Source organism: Telmatocola sphagniphila (assembly GCF_018398935.1).
GTDB classification, from domain to species: domain Bacteria; phylum Planctomycetota; class Planctomycetia; order Gemmatales; family Gemmataceae; genus Telmatocola; species Telmatocola sphagniphila.
In genome coordinates, this window is the sequence record NZ_CP074694.1 from 4,694,903 (window position 1) to 4,713,265 (window position 18,363).

General features: G+C 54.0%; 16 protein-coding genes. 9 read left to right on the top strand and 7 right to left on the bottom strand.

Annotated elements, in window-relative coordinates:
- Positions 1-6 precede the first annotated feature (6 nt).
- A complete protein-coding gene (locus KIH39_RS18845) occupies positions 7-1,266 on the bottom strand; it encodes a redoxin domain-containing protein (protein WP_213494776.1) in 1,260 nt (419 codons plus the stop codon).
- 347 nt (positions 1,267-1,613) lie between these two features.
- Here KIH39_RS18845 and lspA point away from each other — a divergent pair, with 347 nt between their 5' ends.
- From lspA to KIH39_RS18870, 5 genes are all read left to right on the top strand, one after another.
- Positions 1,614-2,219 carry a signal peptidase II gene (gene lspA / locus KIH39_RS18850; protein ID WP_213494777.1) on the top strand — a complete coding sequence of 202 codons (606 nt, stop codon included), beginning with the start codon at positions 1,614-1,616 and terminating at the stop codon, positions 2,217-2,219.
- The gene (locus tag KIH39_RS18855; protein ID WP_213494778.1) at positions 2,216-3,931 is read left to right on the top strand and encodes an ArnT family glycosyltransferase; all 1,716 of its coding nucleotides are present in this window, start codon (positions 2,216-2,218) and stop codon (positions 3,929-3,931) included. The genes lspA and KIH39_RS18855 overlap by 4 nt, the downstream gene beginning before the upstream one ends.
- 92 nt (positions 3,932-4,023) lie before the next feature.
- Positions 4,024-5,343, top strand: coding sequence for a serine/threonine protein kinase (locus tag KIH39_RS18860; RefSeq protein WP_213494779.1), 1,320 nt, complete (start codon positions 4,024-4,026; stop codon positions 5,341-5,343).
- 43 nt (positions 5,344-5,386) lie between these two features.
- A complete protein-coding gene (locus tag KIH39_RS18865) occupies positions 5,387-6,550 on the top strand; it encodes a tetratricopeptide repeat protein (protein ID WP_213494780.1) in 1,164 nt (387 codons plus the stop codon).
- Positions 6,551-6,864: 314 nt separating this feature from the next.
- Positions 6,865-7,794 (top strand): tetratricopeptide repeat protein, encoded by a 930-nt coding sequence (locus tag KIH39_RS18870; RefSeq protein WP_213494781.1) that lies wholly within the window; start codon positions 6,865-6,867, stop codon positions 7,792-7,794.
- Between the two features lie 31 nt (positions 7,795-7,825).
- On the opposite strand, the gene KIH39_RS18875 is transcribed toward KIH39_RS18870, so the two are convergent.
- The 3 genes from KIH39_RS18875 to KIH39_RS18885 form a co-directional block, all read right to left on the bottom strand.
- Positions 7,826-8,590, bottom strand: coding sequence for a biotin--[acetyl-CoA-carboxylase] ligase (locus tag KIH39_RS18875; RefSeq protein WP_213494782.1), 765 nt, complete (start codon positions 8,588-8,590; stop codon positions 7,826-7,828).
- A 23-nt stretch (positions 8,591-8,613) separates the two neighbouring features.
- A complete protein-coding gene (locus tag KIH39_RS18880; protein WP_213494783.1) occupies positions 8,614-9,090 on the bottom strand; it encodes a dTDP-4-dehydrorhamnose 3,5-epimerase family protein in 477 nt (158 codons plus the stop codon).
- Positions 9,091-9,168: 78 nt separating this feature from the next.
- Positions 9,169-9,615 carry an NfeD family protein gene (locus KIH39_RS18885; protein WP_213494784.1) on the bottom strand — a complete coding sequence of 149 codons (447 nt, stop codon included), beginning with the start codon at positions 9,613-9,615 and terminating at the stop codon, positions 9,169-9,171.
- A gap of 127 nt (positions 9,616-9,742) precedes the next feature.
- Here KIH39_RS18885 and KIH39_RS18890 point away from each other — a divergent pair, with 127 nt between their 5' ends.
- The 4 genes from KIH39_RS18890 to KIH39_RS18905 all read left to right on the top strand — a co-directional run bounded on the left by KIH39_RS18890 (position 9,743) and on the right by KIH39_RS18905 (position 14,057).
- Positions 9,743-11,131, top strand: coding sequence for an MBL fold metallo-hydrolase (locus KIH39_RS18890; RefSeq protein WP_246539343.1), 1,389 nt, complete (start codon positions 9,743-9,745; stop codon positions 11,129-11,131).
- Positions 11,132-11,280: 149 nt separating this feature from the next.
- Entirely contained in the window at positions 11,281-12,048 is a 768-nt protein-coding gene (locus KIH39_RS18895) for a hypothetical protein (RefSeq protein ID WP_213494786.1), read from the top strand.
- A 402-nt stretch (positions 12,049-12,450) separates the two neighbouring features.
- Positions 12,451-13,482: a DUF1559 family PulG-like putative transporter gene (locus tag KIH39_RS18900; protein ID WP_213494787.1), complete on the top strand. Its 1,032-nt coding sequence runs from the start codon at positions 12,451-12,453 to the stop codon at positions 13,480-13,482.
- Positions 13,483-13,574: 92 nt separating this feature from the next.
- Entirely contained in the window at positions 13,575-14,057 is a 483-nt protein-coding gene (locus KIH39_RS18905; protein WP_213494788.1) for a transthyretin-like family protein, read from the top strand.
- A gap of 33 nt (positions 14,058-14,090) precedes the next feature.
- Here the strand turns inward: KIH39_RS18905 and KIH39_RS18910 are convergent, their stop codons facing one another.
- The 3 genes from KIH39_RS18910 to KIH39_RS18920 form a co-directional block, all read right to left on the bottom strand.
- On the bottom strand, positions 14,091-16,094 hold the full coding sequence (locus KIH39_RS18910; protein WP_213494789.1) for an ankyrin repeat domain-containing protein: 2,004 nt from the start codon (positions 16,092-16,094) through the stop codon (positions 14,091-14,093).
- Between the two features lie 147 nt (positions 16,095-16,241).
- Positions 16,242-17,567, bottom strand: a complete 1,326-nt coding sequence (locus KIH39_RS18915; protein ID WP_213494790.1) for a hypothetical protein — start codon at positions 17,565-17,567, stop codon at positions 16,242-16,244.
- Between the two features lie 177 nt (positions 17,568-17,744).
- Positions 17,745-18,116 carry a hypothetical protein gene (locus KIH39_RS18920; protein ID WP_213494791.1) on the bottom strand — a complete coding sequence of 124 codons (372 nt, stop codon included), beginning with the start codon at positions 18,114-18,116 and terminating at the stop codon, positions 17,745-17,747.
- Positions 18,117-18,363: the final 247 nt, after the last annotated feature.

Sequence of the window (18,363 nt, forward strand, 5' to 3'; positions counted from 1 at the left end):
GGGCCGTTAGCGAATGTTGGCTTTGATGATTCGTTCGAGCTGCACGAAGTCATTTCCCCGATAAAGCACTTTACCCTCGCGATCCAGCAGAATCAAAGTCGGGTAACTCTTGATCCCGAACTTATCCTGAACTTGCCCGAATTTGCCGGGCGGTTCCAGATAGAGAGCGTAATTGATTTCCTGTCGTTGGGCCACCTTGGCGACATTGTTCGCCTGCTGATCCCAGGATCCGTCTCGTTCGCAGGCCACTCCCAGCACTTCCAGTCCCGATGTGCCATACTGCTTAGCCAGGTTCTTCACTTCCGGAATAGCTCGCATGCACGGGCCGCACCAGGTTCCCCAGAAATCGAGCAGCACCAGTTTGCCCGCGTGATCTCCGAAGCGCCAACTCTTCCCTTGCAGATCCATTAGTTCGAAGGATCGTTTGGAGTTGTTCTTCGGCACCGGCGTCGAAATTTTCTCCGGATCTTCCGGTGGTACCAGAGGCGGCAGATTCGGTGTCGTTGACGGCGCGGGAACCGAAGGGGCCGGTGAACTATTCGGCCCGGGGATATTGGCCGCGGGCAGCGTGACATGCGAGGGATCGGCCGCAATGTTCTCCGGGTGCGAGGAAGTGATCGGCGGCTTCTTCGGCGAGCCGAACTGCGCGGCAGGAGGCGTCATATCCTGCCAGGTGGAATCTTTACTCTTGGGAGCAAACGGGCCCGTATTTCCAATCGCGGGAGGCGCGGACGGCGTGATGGAAGAGACGCCCCCCTCACTGACTTTCAGAATAATCTGCGTGTCGGGCGCCTGCACGATCATGGAGCCGCCGAGCGTTCGATTCCGTTCGTCGACGCGGGCAGACAGTTCGTAATCTTCGCCCGGTCGGACCGGAACGGTGAAGTAACCCTGCCCATCGGTGTGAACGCCGATCGGTTTAGCCTTACCCGTTTTGGAGCCCTGCCGGGCTAAAATCTGTACGAAAGCATCTGGAATTCGCTGCCCGTCGGGATCGACCACTGCCCCGGCTAACAGGGTTTCGCCATCGTTTCGGGTCGGTAAGTTGGTGGGCGGTATACGATTATTTCGACCGGTGGTGCCGGTGGGAGGCGGCGCACTGCGATCGTTGGGATCGGCCCAGAAAGGCGCCTGTGCGGGACCGCGGTCCCGATCGCTATTCCGGATGTTTTGCTGGGATGTAGGCTTGCCGTCCGGGTTCCGGGAACCAGTCGATGTGCATCCCGCCAGGGCCAGACAGGTCAAAAGTAGGCAGAACCGACGCATGGAACCCCCGAAAGCCAGCCGCCGTTCTACGGTAGGCTACTTTCAAACTTTCCCGTTGAAAGCCATTCGGTCAATCAATGCGGCGCACCTTGAGTCTTATTCCCCAGTTAGCGCATCCCCCCAAAGCGGGTAGACATATCTACTGGAACAGTAATTCTCTTGTGCGCATTCGCTTCATCCGGTATCCCAGTAATAGCTTCTGGTAAGATTTCCGGGAAGAGCGTTTCTTGACGGTTTTCCGGAAGATGGCTATTCTCGGGGAGATGGAGTAAATTAGTTAGACGGGCAGCAGGCTCGCGTTTCTCCAGTCCGCGGGTGGGATGCCCGTTTCACGAAAGATTTCCGGCATGAAAGCACTTTTCCGCCTTTTGTTTCTGTCTTTAGCGCTACTGTCCTTCGTGGGCGATCAGGCCAGCAAGTATGGGATTTTTCGCTGGCTTTACAACGATGGCATCGGAGATCAAAAGCAGGTCGTAGACGGCTGGTTCTGTCTGCGCGCCGATTACATTCCCAACGGCCCGGAGGGCGATTGTGCTCTCACGACCTGGAGCGGCAAAATTCTCCCCCGGGTGAACAAAGGAGCCCTCTTCGGTTTGGGCAACGAGCACGAGCATCGCAGCAACTTTTTCTTCGCCTGCGTGAGCGTGGCGGCCGCGGTGTTCATCTTTGTCTGGGGCTTCCGGAAAGCCGGGCCAAAGGATCGGCTGCTGACCTTTTCGCTCGGGCTCATTCTGGGTGGCACTCTGGGCAATTTTTACGACCGGGTAGTGTTCGGGGGTGTGCGCGACTTCTTTGACTTCTACAAGATTGGCTTCCCGGTCTTCAACGTGGCCGACTGCTGTCTGGTGGTCGGGGCCTTTTTGCTTTTGACTCAAGCAATCTTCTTCACTAAACCGGAACAAGCCCCTGCTTCCGGGGAAGAGACCAAAACCGCTTTTGCAGTGCAATCATGAATTGGGATCGCCGGCTGAAAATTTTCCTCTTTCTGCTGGCGCTGCTCCCGACCGCGATCGTTCAACTTTCGCTGTTCCAGAAGACGGAACCCTTTTTCAACAACGATGAAACTCGCCATTTCATGACGGGGATATTTTTCCACGATTTCTTAAAATCGGGCGACTACCTTCACCCGAAAGAATACGCCACCCAGTACTATCTGCAGTATCCCGCGCTCGGCCTGCTGGTTTGGCCCCCCGGGTTGCATGTGGCGGAGGGATTCTGGTTTCTGCTCTGGGGGCCAACGTTTCTGGCCGGCCGCATACTCGTCGAGCTATTTTTTGTCATTTCCTCTCTCTACCTGTTTCGATTGATTGTCCGCACCAGCGGTTTACCGCTCGCCTTCGGAACCGTCTTCCTGTTCGGGCTTCTCCCCGCTGTGGTCCCAGCCGCCCGGCACATCATGGGAGAAGTGCCGACACTGGCCTGGATTCTCGCCAGTCTGTTTCACTTCGAACGCTATATCGTGCCGGCTCTCCCGCCGACGCTTGAAGAAATTGAACGAAACGAACATCTTCGTCCCAAGCCGGTAGCGCGCCGGGTGCGCGATGTCTGGCTCGCCTGTCTGTTCGCGGCCCTGGCGGCGTTGACCCGTTTTGATGCCGTGCTGCTGCTGCCCTATTTTTTCGGGCGGTTGGTGATGACGCGGCAATTGTCCCTGTTGAAAAATCGCGCTGTGATCGGCGGTATTCTGCTCGCGCTTGGCCTGACGGCCCCTTACTACTATCTCACATGGAAAGAGTACGGTACCGCAGTGGCCAAGGCCGCGAGTGAAGGGACGGTCGAAGGTTCGACGAGTCTCTTCGCTCTGAGCAATCTTTTCTTCTACCCCAGCCAACTTCCCAAGCAGATCAGCTGGTTTCTGCTGCTCCCGGCCCTGGTCGGTTTTCTGGTGAGTTGGTTACCGTTTCGGCTCGATCACTCCGCCGTGTGGCGGGTGTTGGTGATAGCGGTCTATCTCACTTTCACACCGCTGGCGGAACTCGATTCTCGACACACGATTTACTGGCTGCCGGCCTGGGCCTATTTCAGCGTCTATGGCTTCTTCTGGCTCTGCTCGGCGGCCCCGGAACTGACCACCCGAGTCATGGCTATTTTCCTGGGAGGCATCGTGGTTCTGGGAGGCCTGCTCTACACCACCTGGATCGGCCCAAACCACTATGTTTTCGGCTACCGGGAGGCCGCGGAATATGTCGTCGAACATTCCGAACCTCAAGAGCGGATTCTCATCGATGCTTTTCTAAACGGTGGCTTTATCGCCGACGTTCGCCTGCTCGATCCCCAGCGCGGCCGGACAGTATTACGCGGCGATAAAATCTTCTACGGGATGATCAGCGATCCGCACGGCGGCTACCAGGATTTCGCCCAAGGACCGGACGAAATTGCCCAGAGGATTTTCGACTACGATCCCGCCTACATTGTGGTCGAACAACCGCAGTTGTATTTCGATCTGCCGGGAGCCCAAAACTTCCGGGAAGCGATCAGGAAATATGCCGATCGCTTCGAGTTGGTAAAAACCGTTGAAATACGCAGCAACCGGACGATCTTCGAAGACGCCCGGCTGGAGATTTATAAGAATCGCAAACGGAACCCGAATCCAATGCGCGATATCTCGTTACCGATGTTGAATTTGGGCAAGACGCTGGGAACGCCGCCCAACCCAAAGGAATAGCCGACAAGATCTAGCAGAAAGCGGCTGAGATTAGAAAATGATCATCGGGGTCTGGCTCGCTACCGAGCCGTTTATCAACTACAATTCTGCATATGAACCCGATTTCGCCGGAACAATTTCAAGCACTTGTTATCAAGAGCAAACTGATCGATCCGGATCGCTTGCGCAAAGTCTGGAAGGATATTCCCAGTAATTTACGGACCGATGCCGGTAAAATGGCAGCCTTTCTGGTCAAACAGCGCTTCCTGACGGAATTTCAGGCTCTCAAGCTTCTTAAAGGCATCCGACAGGGCCTGGTGCTGGGTAAATATCGAATTCTGTCCCCTATTGGCCGGGGCGGTATGGGCACGGTCTATCTGGCCCGGCACGAAAACGGCAGTCTGGTCGCTCTGAAAGTGCTTCCTCCCAAACGGGCGAAACGGGAAGAGCGTACCCTGGCCCGGTTCTTGCGCGAAATGGAACTTTCGCAACGGGTCAAGCACCCGAATCTGGCCCGCACGCATGAAGTCGGCACCTCGCAGGGCATCTATTTCATTGCGATGGAGTACATTCGAGGCAAATCGCTCAAGCAACTGGTGGTCGATGAAGGCCCACTCAGTGTGGATCGGGCCTCGGCCCTGTTCATAGAAGTCTCGGTCGGCCTCGCATACGCGCACGCTCGCGGCCTGATACACCGCGACTTGAAGCCTTCGAATATCATGGTGACCCCGGCCGGGCATGCGAAGATTCTCGACTTCGGTCTGGCGATGGAAAGCGACGAGGAAATTCCCGAAGACAAGACCATCATCGGCGGCAAAGGCTACGTCGTCGGAACCATGGATTTCATCGCTCCCGAGCAGATTCAGAACTCGGCCGATGTCGATTTCCGCGCCGACCTATATGCCCTCGGCTGCACGATGTACTACACGCTGACTGGCCAGCCGCCGTTCCCGGGCGGAAGTTCCAAGCGCAAAATGAAAATGCACCTGACGGAATTTCCGGAGCCGATTCCGGAGATTAATCCCGAGGTGCCGGAAGCATTCGCCCGCATCGCCGAGAAGTTGATGGAGAAAGATCCGTCGCGGCGCTACCAGAACGCCGATGCGGTTTGCGAGGCGATCATGCCCTGGTCCAAGGATGATCAGCCGGTGAAGCAGGACGATGAGCTATCCAACACCGCCATCATCGAAGAGGTCACGCATACCAAGATGCATTACTGGCGTGAGATTGGCACGACGCTGGCGGCGGTAGTTCCTTCGGAAAGCGGTTCGCAATCGACATCGATGCCGAACCTGGAACTTTCGGAAGATGAAGGGGAAAAACGCGAGAGCACCAACAAAATCGTCTGGAATCAGAAGATCACCAATATTTTATTGCTGGTGTTATCGCTGCTGATGTTGATAATTATCGTCGTACTCATCTTCCGGCAATAAACGGGACGGCTTTCCGTCTCGTCTGAACTGCGAGGAGATCGCCATGCAAAATACACGACGCTTCGGTCTGGCTTTGGCAACCGTTTTTCTTCTGCCCCTGGTGGCTGTCGCCTGTCTTTGGGATTACGACACGCTCGCTCAGGAACGCGGCCGGTTCCCTTCCACGCTCGAACTGATTACTGGCAAGTTCCTCCGCCATTCTCCCGAGTTCTACGAATGGCGCATCGAGGACCGGCTCAAGAAGCTCGAAAAAGATCCCAACAACCTTAACTACCACGACGACCTGGCCGCCGCCTATTCCAAAATTGGCAACTTCGATAAGGCCATCGAGGTCATGCAGCGGAAAGAAAAGATTCAGCCAGGCTTATATGAGACCTATTCCAATCTCGGCACTTTCTATATCCTCGCCGGGCGATTCAAAGAAGGTCTGCCTTATATCGACAAAGCTCTGGCAATTAATCCCGATGCGCACTTCGGAAGAGAGAAGTATCAGAAGTATTTGGTGGAGTATGTGCTTGCAAAGATGAAAGATCAGAGAAAACTGACATTTCCTTTGGTATCCGCCGAAGCAATGGACAAGTCTAATAATCTAAAGTTCGATGCTTGGTTGAATTCATTTAAAAAAACTGATCCCAATTCCGACGATCGACACTCCGCCGTGAAAGGCATACTGGGGATGATGCGCTTTGCGGATTATAAGAATCCAATTCTACTCGAAGCGCTAGGCAATTTACTCTGGTCGGAAAGGGAAAGAGGGGACGGGAAGCAACTGGCCACCCGGGCCTTCTTACAGGCCTCTTACTTTATGAAAGTTGATGACCAGCGCGAAGAGTATAGGAAATTAGCGAAGGCGGCCCTGCGCATGAAGCAGGGTGTAACTCTGGAACTTGTGGAGTCCGCATTTCAGAAAGAATTGGCCGATGCCGAAAAGTGGTATGACGATTTACGTGCGAAAGAAATCGATTGGATCAAGGCCGGCCTGAACGCGGATGAGGAGTTCGACAAACTCTATGCCCAAGATCCGCATATTGGAGGAGAGGAATGGGAACCCGGCCGTCAGACCTGGATACAGTATTTTGACACGCATCCGACGGTTATCGTATTTGGTTTGTTAGCCTGCCTTTTACTCATAATCCCGACGTCTCTTTTACTTTGTAAATTCGCGTATCGCCGAATTTGCCTTAGGCGTGCTAACCTCCCTGGGTAGACCGAAACGGTCAACCCAAGGCTAGATTCCTTCAATCCTCCTCTCGTCAGAATTGTGAGGTGCTCGTCATGAAAACATCCCGTCGATTCGTTCTAACATTAGCTGCCGTAGTTTCATTACCCATGATGGCTGTCGCCTGTCTTTGGGATTACGACACGCTCGCTCAGGAACGCGGCCGGTTCCCTTCCACGCTCGAACTGATTACTGGCAAGTTCCTCCGCCATTCTCCCGAGTTCTACGAATGGCGCATCGAGGACCGGCTCAAGAAACTCGAAAAAGATCCCAACAACCTCAACTACCACGACGACCTGGCTGTGGCTTATTCCAAAATCGGCAACTTTGATAAAGCCATTGAAGTCATTCAACGCAAAGAGAAGATCCAGCCAGGCTTATACGAAACCTATTCCAATCTCGGCACTTTCTATATCCTCGCCGGGCGATTCAAAGAAGGGCTGCCTTACATCGATAAAGCTCTGGCAATTAATCCCGATGCGCACTTCGGGCGAGAGAAATATCAGAAGTATTTGGTGGAGTATGTGCTTGAAAAGATGGCGAACAAGAATCAATTGACCTTTCCTTTGGGGTCGCTCGGCACGAAAAGCAACGAAAAAGATTCCAAATTTAGGCCTTGGCTATTAACACCGAAACCGGCAGATTACAATTCCATTTCCCGTGAAGATGCTATTAAGGGTGTCCTCGGAATGATGCGATTTGCGGATTATAAAAATCCGATTCTTCTCGAAGCACTTGGGGATTTGCTTTGGATTCAGACATTTGAACGCTGGCCAGAAAATATTCCACACGATGGTAAATTATTGGCCGCTCGTGCTTATCTACAGGCTTCGTACCAGATGAAAGATGATGTGCAAAGGGAAGAATATAGAAAAATAGCCACTGCCGCTCTTTATCTAAAAAGTGAAAGGTCTGTCGAATCGATAGAACCGCAATTTCTGGAAGAGATCGCTGACGCCGAAAAGTGGTATGAAGAATTACGCCTTAAGGAAATCGGCTGGATAAAAGCAGGTCTCGACGTCGAAGCTGAATTCGACAAGCTGTATGATAGGGAACCACAAGTAAAAGGAGATTTTTGGGAACTTCTCACTAAAGATATAAGCCAAGACGACTTTCTATTAGCTTCCATAATATGCTTCTTTTTTTTCGTTCTTCTCTTTTTTCTATTCTGCATAGTCGCTTACCGCAGGGTCCGCCGTTGGCGGTCGCGTCGCAACTCCCTCCCCGGGTAGACTGAAACGGTCAATCCGGGCCTCAGGTATTTCAACCCTCCGGATTGAGAATTGTGAGGTGTCGCACCAGTTCGGGACGAATTGATCTGATTGTGCCGTTTGAGTCGCGCATCTCCAGTTCCGCGAAATGCAGCCGTTCGATATAGCCAGTCTCCGAAGTGCCGTTCATAAATTCGACGGTGACCGTTTTGGCTTCCAATCCCAGCCGTTCGCGCCAACGAGATTCCAGCGTTTCGAGATCCCCTTGGAGAAGTCGCTGGTAGTGCGCGTTCAAATTCGCCAGCAGTTTTGGCGTGACCTCTTCAATTTCAAAGGTTCGGCCTGCTTCGATGCTCAAAGAACTCGCATCGGGTAATTGCGCGGCCGCGAAGTCTGCCGCCGTCTGATTCAAGTTGCAGCCCATCCCGCAAACCACGGCTAGTTCCTGATCCCGATTGGTTCTCGACTCGATCAGGATCCCGCAGACTTTCTTGCGATTGATCAGAATGTCATTGGGCCATTTCATCCGGGCTATCAGGCCGGTCGCCTGCTGAATGGTTTCGCAGACGGAAACGGCCGCTAATGCGGTTAACAGCACCGGTCTACGAAGTTCGGGCGGAGGGAAGAGAAGAACAGAAAGGAGAATGGCCGAATCGGACTTGGCCTGCCAGCTGCGGCCATGTTGACCGCGACCGGCCGTTTGTAGCCGGGTCTGGAACACGGCCCCGTCGAGGGAAGGGTCGTTGGCATACTCCAGGGCCTGGCGATTGGTACTGTCGATTTCGTCAAAACGAAAATGCTGGGAGCCGATTTTCATGCCGTCGCTTCGTCCGAAAAATCTCAATCTAGCTGGTAGGGGCTACCGGCAGCTTCCTCGTGGCGAATCTCGTCCACCGCTTCCTTGCGACCCCAGCCTTTATACAGCCGGTTGGCGGCATTGAAGACCAGACCCTGGACGTTCCCAACGTTTTTGTAGGCGTGCACCACACCCTTGGGCACTATGAGCGCGAACGGGTTATCTGCGCCGACTACGCGAACGTCGCGCTTTCCGTAAGTGGGAGAATCTTTGCGGGCATCCCAAAGGTAGACTTTGAAATTTGAAGGCCCATAGAAGCAAAAATAGTCCGCCTGGTCGATATGCTCGTGCGGCCCACGGCTGATACCCGGTTCCGTCATGGAGATATAGGCCATGACCGGATGAAATTCCGTGGGAATGTCATCGTGGCGGAACAGTTCGCACAACCAGCCTCGATGGTCCTTGAAATGGGTCAGTTTCTTCCAGACGATGTCTTTGATCTCGCCATCGGTAAATTGCATAGTGTTTCTGCTGCAAAGGTTGCGTAAATGGCCCAGGCCGTGCCGAGCGCGTCTTTTAGGAAATAATACGTTAGCTTTTCAGCTCAAGAAGAGAAAATAGCCGATTATGACCAGCGTGACCAGTAAACCGGCCAAAAGACCGATCAATCCGAAGAAAAAATAGCCTGCCACCATCATCGGGGCGGAGACCCCCAGAAGCAGATATTCTTCGGTTCCGAACTCGAAGCGCTCCCAGCGGGTGAGGCTTTGCTGCCGATCGACCTGTTCCTCGTTGCGTTCTTCGTGAATTTCTTCACGGGTGGGCAGTTCCAGGCCAAATCCGCTCAAGCCGGGCAAATTTCCTACCGAATTCCGGGCCCTAACCAAAAATTCAAAATTGTCGCTGCCTGTGACGATCACCCAACTCCCCGCCTCCAGGAATCCTTCGACGCTCCGGGCGGGAAAACGACGTCCCGAGACGCAAATAACCCCTCCCGGCCGCAAGGGACCGATCGTCTGTCCGAGTTCGCCAATGGTGATCGGCATGCTCGCTTATTCGCATCCGGAGCAAAAAAATTTGGCCTTATACCGGGAAGGGAGGTGCAAATACCCTTCTTCACATAAATATAATACTTCTATGAATTCAAAATTATCGACAAAACGAGCAGCGGGGGTGCTCACTTTCTGGGGGGCAGCCCAGATGGTCACCGGCTCCATGCATTTGCTGGAGGCCGGGAATACGCGCGTTCTCCTGGATTGCGGGCTTTATCAAGGAAAGCGGGACGAAGCCCATCGCCGCAATAAAACCTTTCCCTTCCCGCCGGAGGAAATCGACGCCGTGCTGGTTTCCCACGCGCACATCGACCACTGTGGGAATCTACCCAGCCTGATTCACCAAGGTTTCGATGGTCCGATTTATCTATCGGCCGCCACCCGCGATCTGCTGCGAGTGATGCTGTACGATTCGGCCAAGATTCAGGAGGAGGACGCCGCGCACCTGAACATTCAACGGAATTACCAGGAACCCTTCGTTCAGCCGCTGTACACCGCCAAGGATGTGGATCTGGTGCTCCGGCAGTGCGTGACCGTGAAATTCAACGAAACGCGCGATCTGGCCAAGAATGTCCGCTTTCAGCTCATCGAAGCCGGCCACGTACTCGGCTCGGCGATGGTGCACCTGACGCTGGCGGGCGAAAACGGCGAGCGTTCGATCACTTTTACCGGCGACCTGGGCCGTCGAAATCTACCGTTACTGCGAACCAGCGGTGCCATCCCCCCCGCTGATGTGCTGGTCTGCGAATCGACCTACGGCAACCGCGTGCACGAACCGATCGAAAATACCGTTTCGAAGCTATACTCTTCGATCAATCGGGCAATCGAGCGCGGCGGCAAAGTCCTGATTCCGGCCTTCAGCCTCGGCCGGACGCAGTTGATCATTCACTACCTGCACGAAGGCGTCCGACAGAAGAAAATCCCAAGGATTCCGGTATTTGTGGATAGCCCGCTCGCGGCCGATATCACGGAAGTCTACGAACGGCACCCGGAATGCCTGACCGATCAGGCCCAGCAGTCGCTCTTGGATGGCACCGGGATTCTCGGCGGCGATATCGTCGAGTACATTCGCGAGTTCGAAGATAGCATTCAGGTTTCACTTCGACCCGACCCGTGCGTGGTGATTGCCTCCAGCGGCATGTGCGATGCCGGCCGGATCATTCACCATCTGAAACGGCACGTCGACGATCCCCGCTGCATGGTGATTCTGGTCAGCTATCAGGCCCAGGGGACGACCGGACGGCGACTCTTGGAAAAGAGCCCCACCGTACGGATTCAGGGCCGGGACTGGAATAAATGGCTGGAAGTCGTGCACCTCGATGGCTTCAGCGGCCATGCCGATCAAATCGATTTTCAGCAGTATTTGTCTCCACTGGCGGGCAAAGTTCCGCACGCCCGGTTGATCCACGGCGAGCAGGAACAGGCCGAGGCTCTGGCCCGAATGATGCGAGGTATGGGATTTCCCGATGTCAGCGTGCCCACTCCCGGGGAAAAAATCGTACTGGAATAATAACTTTATTATCTTTCGCCCGCTCAAATTCCCCATCGGTTGAATCGAACAAGTGAAAATAGAGAGTATCGGAAGCGAGATCGCCCTCTGGCTCTCCGATTCGAACTCCTGGCGTCTTCTTGTCCCTTACTGACTTTGAGGAAGTAAACATGTTGCGAGCGTTCCTGTTGGCCGGTATTTCCTGCGCATTCCTGGCCTCGGCTGCTCCGGTGCGAGCGGCGGATGCGGACATCAAAGCGATCATCAACGATGCGATCAAGGCTCAAGGGGGCGAAGAGCTCCTCGAAAAGCTGAAAGCCGGGCATTCGAAAAATAAAGGAAAGCTAACCCTGCCCATGGTTGGCGAAGTCGACTTCAAACAAGATATGCAGTACATGCTGCCCAATAAACTTCTGGATAGTCTGACGCTCAACGTCATGGGTCAGGAAGTGGGAATTGTTACGACCGTTAATGGCGACAAGATTTCCCTGGAAGTGAACGGCAACGTTGTGCCCGTTACCGAGGAAGTCAAAGCCGCCTTGAAAGATGCTCAGCATCTTGTCAAAGTCGCCCGCCTGACGTCGCTGCTCAAAGATAAAACCCTGGAACTCTCGAGCGTCGGCGAAATCAAGGTGAATGACAAGCCGGCGATCGCTATTCGCGTGGCCTCCAAGGGCCACAAGGACGTGACGCTCGCTTTCGATAAACAATCTCACCTGATGGTCAAAATCGAACATCGCACCCTGGAGAGCGGTAGCGGAATGGAAGTCAACGAAGAGCGCGTGATTACCGAATTCACCAAAAACAAGGCCGGGTTGCAGGTACCAAAAAAGATCTCGATCTATCACGATGGAAAGAAATTCGGTGAGATTGAAAGCGAAGAGTCGGAATTGCTCGAAAGCATCGACGATGGCGTTTTCAAAGTGAAGGGCGATTAAATCGCTCCTCGCCCTCCGAATAAACGCTGCTCAACCCCGCTGGATGAATCCTGTTTTTCGATCATCCGGCGATCACTTGTTTCAATTCAAATTCTATATCAGTAAGTTCCTCGAATATATACAATTTCACTTGCGTATAAAGATTACTTTATACAAATCTTGTTAGATTCAACTTCTTGTAACATTCATTAACTACTCACTTGAAGTTCTCATTCGTTTATAGGATTATTTGCTCACGCATTGGTTTGTCGTCATTTCAACTTATCCACCGACCCAGGTGGTCGGGTACCGACGGGATGCGTGCTAGGACAGTTGTGGTGTCGTAGCCCGTGGGTGATTTTTGTTTGGGATAATTTCCCGGAAAGGGGTATTGCCGTGCGTCGAATTTCCCTGAGGAACAGCATGAGGACGACCAGACGTTCTGGTTTCACGCTGATCGAGTTACTCGTCGTCATCGCAATCATTGCGATCCTGATCGGTCTGTTGCTTCCCGCCGTGCAAAAGGTGCGCGAAGCCGCTGCCCGCATGAAGTGCAGCAACAACTTGAAGCAAATTGGCTTGGCCGTTCACAACTTCGAAAGCACCTACGGCAAGATTCCCCCCATCGGTTCCTGGGGAGCCACCTACCGTAACAACGATTTTCCGCCGGCCCAAAGCGGTGGTAGCTTAACTTCCGCGGACGGTGCGACCGGTTCGTTGTTCATTCACTTGCTGCCCTACATCGAGCAAGGCAACCTTTACAGCCAGTTTCAGGCTCTGGGTAACCTCAGCACCAACGACGCCAGCTCGGCTTACTTCAATGCCTACGATGCCTTGATCAGCACCCCGGTCAAGCTCTTTCTCTGTCCTTCCGATTCCTCGAATCCGCTTGAACAACAAACTCACAGCGCCGGCAGTTACGCAACCAGTAACTACGCGGGAAACGTGATGGTGTTCAATCCCAGCGGCCAGGGCAGCATTCTGACCTCCATGCCCAACGGTACCTCGAATACGGTTATCACCGGCGAACGAATCGGAAACTGCGACGTTTCGATCGCTCTGGGCTATAGCAGCTCGGGCCAGGCGATCATTGGCCCAGCTTACGGCTGGATCTACCCCGACCACGGCGACGGCGCCCAGTGGTCGGCTTTCGGCTGGTATACTTCCGGCTGGTATTCGAATCCTTCGGGCAACGGCACCTGTCTTCGAACCGACTACTACGACTGGAGTGCTAACTACTCTCCGCCGAACCCCACTGCCAACCCGAACTATGTGTTCGATGTTAATGCCACCATTACGAAGTGCTCCATCTTCGTTCTGAATAGCCCGCACCCGGTTATGCAAGTGGGTCTGGGTGATGGTAGCGTTCGCAGCGTGTCTGGCAGCATCAGCAAAGCCTCCTGGCTGGCCGTCTGCGTTCCCAACTCCGGCCAGATTCCCGGCTCGGATTGGTAAGGCGGAACTCGCGGTCTGGATTCTAATCGAAGTCCCATCCTTTTTAAGGATGGGCTTCGTCATTGTTACTCCTGGTTGGAAAGAACATCGTCATGCGCATCTTCTTTAATCTCCGTTCTATTAACGCTTTCCTTCTGCTTTCAATGAGTCTGTTCGCAAGCTCCGGTTGCGGAGGAGGCGAAAAGGTCGTTGCGGTTTCCGGCACCGTGACCCATAATGGTCAGCCCGTTCCCGGTTTGGTGATTTCCTTCGTTCCGGAAGGGAAGTCCGAACTCGGTGTCAGCAGCGGCCAGACCGATGAGCAGGGAAAATACTCGCTGAAAGTGGTCAGCACGGGTCGTAGTGGCGCCGTGGTCGGCAAACATAAAGTGTGGGTTTCCATGCCACGCGAACAACCCAAATTCGACGATAAGGAAGAGCGAAACAAGAATAAGAAGAAGGGCTCGAATGCTCCCAAGCCGCCAGTGCCGCCGCCGGATCTGGCTCCGATCATCAAGCTCTATGGCAGTCTGGAAAAGTCCAAACTCACCGTGGATGTCTCTGACGGTTCGGCCATCGACCTGAAGCTCGACTAAGTTGGGGCAAATTCTCAGTTCACCATCGCCCTGCTACTTCTTCGAATCCACTACTGGAATGCTCTGCATCAGAGCCATCGTTGCCCAGCAGGTGGCCGATGCGGAGATGAACTGATCCCGGCCGTGGGGGAATCCGCTCGTCGAATACTCCACGAACGGGAAGCTCCGACTCGCGACGAACCAGGAACCATCCGCTTTCTGAGTTCGCACCAGGAACTCCAATCCCCGCTTATAACTGGCCTGATCGACGCCCAAGCCACCGGCTTCGTGCAATGCATACAAGGCTAGTCCGGTGGCATAGGCATCGCTGTCCAACGTGGGAAGCTGAGACCAACCGCCCTCTTCGCGCTGCTCCTTAAGCAGACTTTGCACAGCTTTTTGAATCACTTCCGGTGCCGCCTGGCTCCAGCCCAACCCCAATAGTTGAAATCCTTTATCGACCACATCCCCGGTCGGCGTTCGCTCCAGCCATTCGCGGGCGCGCTCGATGTGTGCAGCAATTTCCTGCTTGCGCCCCTTGGAAGCGTAAGCCTGCAAACCGCGAATCGCCAGCGCGGTGAATTGAAAATCGCTCGCCTCATCGGGTGGCCGGTAATTTTCCTGCTGCCAACGGCCTTCTATCCGCTGGCGTAAAACCAGGTAATGAACTAGAGCGTCGGTCACTCGACGGGGGGGTTCACCTTCCGCCGACAAACCGATCAGCACATGGGCCGATAGGGTGGGGTCGATCCCGGTTCCCAAGAGTAGCGAGCGATGGCGGACTCGCATGTCCTTGATCATGTAAGCACGTTCGTCACCGGCGATTTTTTCATTCACCGGAAGTCCCCGCTTGCGAGCCATTCCGACGACCATCGACACCAGACCATGCTGGTGACAACTCACGCAGCTTCGGGTCTCCGTGATTTTCTGTTCGCTTTGCTGCAAGGGCGGTAAGGCCCGGGTTATCGCTTTCCGAATTGCCGTCTCGTCCACCGGGATGTTGATCGCAGGTACCGGACTCGGCTTTGCAGGGCCGTCCCCTTTTTTGGCACCACTGACTTGTCGCAGCATCCGAACGATTTCCGTATCGCCGGAGCGCTCGGCCCAATCCAAAGCGGTCCGACCGGTCCAATCGGTGGCCGCGATATCCGCTTTAGTCAGCAGGATTTTCATTGTTTCCTGGCTCGGTGTGGTTGCCGCCCCCAGCAGAGCGCAATGATTGAAGGGGCCTCCCTGCACATTGACATCGGCACCGGCCGCCAGGAGCAGTTTCAAACATTCCGCGTGTCCCATACTCGCCGCGACGCCCACCGGAGTCTGAAGAATCCCCCGTTCCAACTTGGCCACGACATTGACTTCGGCGCCTTTCTCGAGAAGGGTCGCCACCACGCGAGGATTTCCCGAAAGAGCCCCCGCGATGAGAGCAGTAAATCCGGTTGGTGTCTGCACTTTCACGTTCGCGCCGATACTCAGGAGATAATTGACAGCATCGAAATCACCCGTTCCCGCAGCGGCCATCAACGGAGTGTAGGCGGCCGCGCTCGGATTGGCTTTGCCGCCATGCGCCACCAGTAATTTCAAAGCCTCCTGGCAGCCGGGAACGCTGGCGGCAGCGAGCATCGCAAAATCGTCGACGGTGGCACCACGATCCAGGAGGAGCCGCATTTTCTCAATATCGTGGTGCGTGCGTAGCAAAGGAGGAGTGTTATCGGAGGATCGGGCCAGGCCATCCGCGCCCGCTTCGAGGAGAATCCGCATCATTTCAGCATCGGCGTGCAGCGCGGCCCGCATCACAACCGTATCCCCCGATTCATCGCGATTGCTGAGTTTCGCCCCGAGCTGGAGCAACTCCCGGACTTGCGCTTTATCTCCATCCCGAATCGCGGTGAACAGCTTCTTGTCGAGCACAGCAGGATCGAGTTGTTTTTCGGTGGAAGAATCCGCTGCGGGATTATCCAGCGTGCGGATCAGGATCTGCCAAATGCCAAACAGCACAAGCAGGCCCAGGAGTGCCAGTCCGAGCTGAGTAATTAAAGATCGCTTCGTTCGCTGCATCATCGCGCCTCCCGCGGGGGACGGGCAAATTTCCATAGACCTCGCCGTTAAAAAGGCTTTGTCTCCGGAAACTCTCTGTCAATGAAAAGACGCTATTAGATATACGATTCAATCGTGAAGGACTAAAGAAGAGAAGAGTCTGCAGGAGGTCTATTTCTGGCGAAGGTTCAAGACCTTTTTGTTCGCTTCGGTCGCGGCCCGGGCAAGATCTTCATAGACCGCATCCTCGACATCCACAAAACCGAAATTGCAATTCTCTCCATCGCCCCGGCCCTGCGATGGTTCGTCGAAATACTGAAACCAGTGAAAGCCTACCAAGAAGGGTAACTTACACAACGCCTCGGCGCAGTGCGAATAGAGCTCGCCCCGTTCCCGATCGTTCGCGACTACAACGCGTTCGTAATCCTTGTTGGTGTTGCCACTGCGGTTGTGTTTGGCAAGAAAGGCGTATTCGGTCAGCATCACCGGCTTTTTACTCAGTTGATGCAACCGAGTGAGTTCTTCCCGAATCTCCGCCAGATCTTTGGAATAGATATTAAAGGAAATGACGTCGCAGTATTTCCCGGCCACTTCGATGACCGGTGCCGGATTGCTCGGCGTTAACCGACAACCCAGATTCAAGTGGTGCGGCAGGTGCTTGCGCATCACGGCGTCGGTGATCGAGAAATAGCGTTCCGCATATTTCCGCACGAAGCCGTTGGCGATTTCCTCCGCCGCTGTATAGACCGCGGGCGACACGGGAGCAATTTTTTTCAACTTCAATAAATCGTCCCGGCTTTTGACCTTTACATCCCAGACTTCACCGAGTTTCTTCCAGTCGTTTTTAAACGCCCCGGCCAGATAGTCAGCCCATGCCTTCTTCCCTTCGCTTTCCGGTGGAAGGTTGACGTAAAATTCGAAAAGCGATTCTAAGCCTTTCTTATTTTTCCAACCGAAGCCCCAACCCCAGGAAAGCTCGTTGCTGGTGAAACAACCAATTAGCAGGGGATCCTTATCGAGTACCTCGTAACTCTCGACGGCGAGCTCTTTGAGTACTTTTACAGCCCGGTCCTGCACGTATTTCTCGAAGTCTGCGGCAAATACATCCGCATAGCTGTAACCCAGAGAAAGCTCGATGACATATGGCTGGCCCCGAAGCGAGCTCCAGGCCCCGAGTGTGTTGAAGTTCCAGTCTTCCAGACGCTTGCGGGTGGCGGAGGACCATTTGTCCGGATCGCCGCCGTGCTTTTGCAGTCCGTTGTAGCTTCGGCCTTGTCCCTTGCTCTCATCCTTAGGATTGATGCAATTGATTCCAATGGAAAAGAACTTCCGCTTTTGCGGATCGACAAAGGACCAAACCCCGGCATCCTCCTTCACCTGAAAATAGCTCTTGGTTTGCGGCGTCGGCGATTGCGCAGAAGAACTGGAAAAAAGGTTTGTTCCGACTAATACCAACACCAGGAGGGTGAAACTGCACCGCGAAGTAATTTTTGTCATGGATACCTGAATCGTTGGCAGAGGGAAGAGAAGTACCGGGTTTAGACCGGCCCCATCAATGCGAACTCAGATTATCGATTTATTGTAGATGGGAGGTGTCCTACGGCCCCTAGGGAAGCCGTAGGCAGGTGCATATTCGCGTGGGAAGCACGTTTGCAAATGGGACTTGAAGCTCGACTATTTTTTCTTTTTCAGCTGCGTGGTTTCCTTGTTATCGTTCTGAAGTTCGACCTCATCGGCGGTCAATTTTTTGATCGTGTCGGTATCGCTGGCATCCCCGATCTTGGTGACCAGTCGGCCTTTCTCGATCTCAAAAGTCCCTTCCATTTTGGAGTCTTCCTTGAGCACCAGGGTAAATTTGCCTCCCTTCTCGAAGGTAATCGTACCCCCCTCCAGACCGGCGCCATCCGCTTTCACAATTTCCCATTTACCCAGAAGCTTTTCGATGATCTCTTCCTTGGTCAGTTCTTTCTTGGGTTCGTCCGCGCTGATCAGGCTGCTGAAACCGAGTAGCAGGGCGCTGAACAGAAATGTGGCAAACAATTTCATCGGGTATTCCTCAAATGCCTTTCCCCGCCTGCCGGAATCGGCAGAGCTGAACAGGGATGGTGCTCATTATAGACGAGCTACCGTAAAGGTTGAAACACTGGCAATTTTGTCACAATCGTTACCCTAAGACGTAGCTAAATTGCATTTCATTTTGCCGTGAGGGGCAAAGTTTCCGGAAAATTACCGATTATGAGATGAGAACGGGGTCGTAGCGGACGGCGATCTCTGGTAGCATGGGTAGTCGCGG

Coding starts and splice junctions, on each gene's coding strand:
- KIH39_RS18845 (WP_213494776.1), bottom strand. CDS start 1,266: ATGCGTCGGTTCTGCCTACTTTTGACCTGTCTGGCCCTGGCGGGATGC.
- KIH39_RS18875 (WP_213494782.1), bottom strand. CDS start 8,590: ATGAAAATCGGCTCCCAGCATTTTCGTTTTGACGAAATCGACAGTACC.
- KIH39_RS18915 (WP_213494790.1), bottom strand. CDS start 17,567: ATGACAAAAATTACTTCGCGGTGCAGTTTCACCCTCCTGGTGTTGGTA.
- KIH39_RS18910 (WP_213494789.1), bottom strand. CDS start 16,094: ATGATGCAGCGAACGAAGCGATCTTTAATTACTCAGCTCGGACTGGCA.
- KIH39_RS18865 (WP_213494780.1), top strand. CDS start 5,387: ATGCAAAATACACGACGCTTCGGTCTGGCTTTGGCAACCGTTTTTCTT.
- lspA (WP_213494777.1), top strand. CDS start 1,614: ATGAAAGCACTTTTCCGCCTTTTGTTTCTGTCTTTAGCGCTACTGTCC.
- KIH39_RS18880 (WP_213494783.1), bottom strand. CDS start 9,090: ATGCAATTTACCGATGGCGAGATCAAAGACATCGTCTGGAAGAAACTG.
- KIH39_RS18855 (WP_213494778.1), top strand. CDS start 2,216: ATGAATTGGGATCGCCGGCTGAAAATTTTCCTCTTTCTGCTGGCGCTG.
- KIH39_RS18885 (WP_213494784.1), bottom strand. CDS start 9,615: ATGCCGATCACCATTGGCGAACTCGGACAGACGATCGGTCCCTTGCGG.
- KIH39_RS18900 (WP_213494787.1), top strand. CDS start 12,451: ATGAGGACGACCAGACGTTCTGGTTTCACGCTGATCGAGTTACTCGTC.
- KIH39_RS18860 (WP_213494779.1), top strand. CDS start 4,024: ATGAACCCGATTTCGCCGGAACAATTTCAAGCACTTGTTATCAAGAGC.
- KIH39_RS18920 (WP_213494791.1), bottom strand. CDS start 18,116: ATGAAATTGTTTGCCACATTTCTGTTCAGCGCCCTGCTACTCGGTTTC.
- KIH39_RS18905 (WP_213494788.1), top strand. CDS start 13,575: ATGCGCATCTTCTTTAATCTCCGTTCTATTAACGCTTTCCTTCTGCTT.
- KIH39_RS18895 (WP_213494786.1), top strand. CDS start 11,281: ATGTTGCGAGCGTTCCTGTTGGCCGGTATTTCCTGCGCATTCCTGGCC.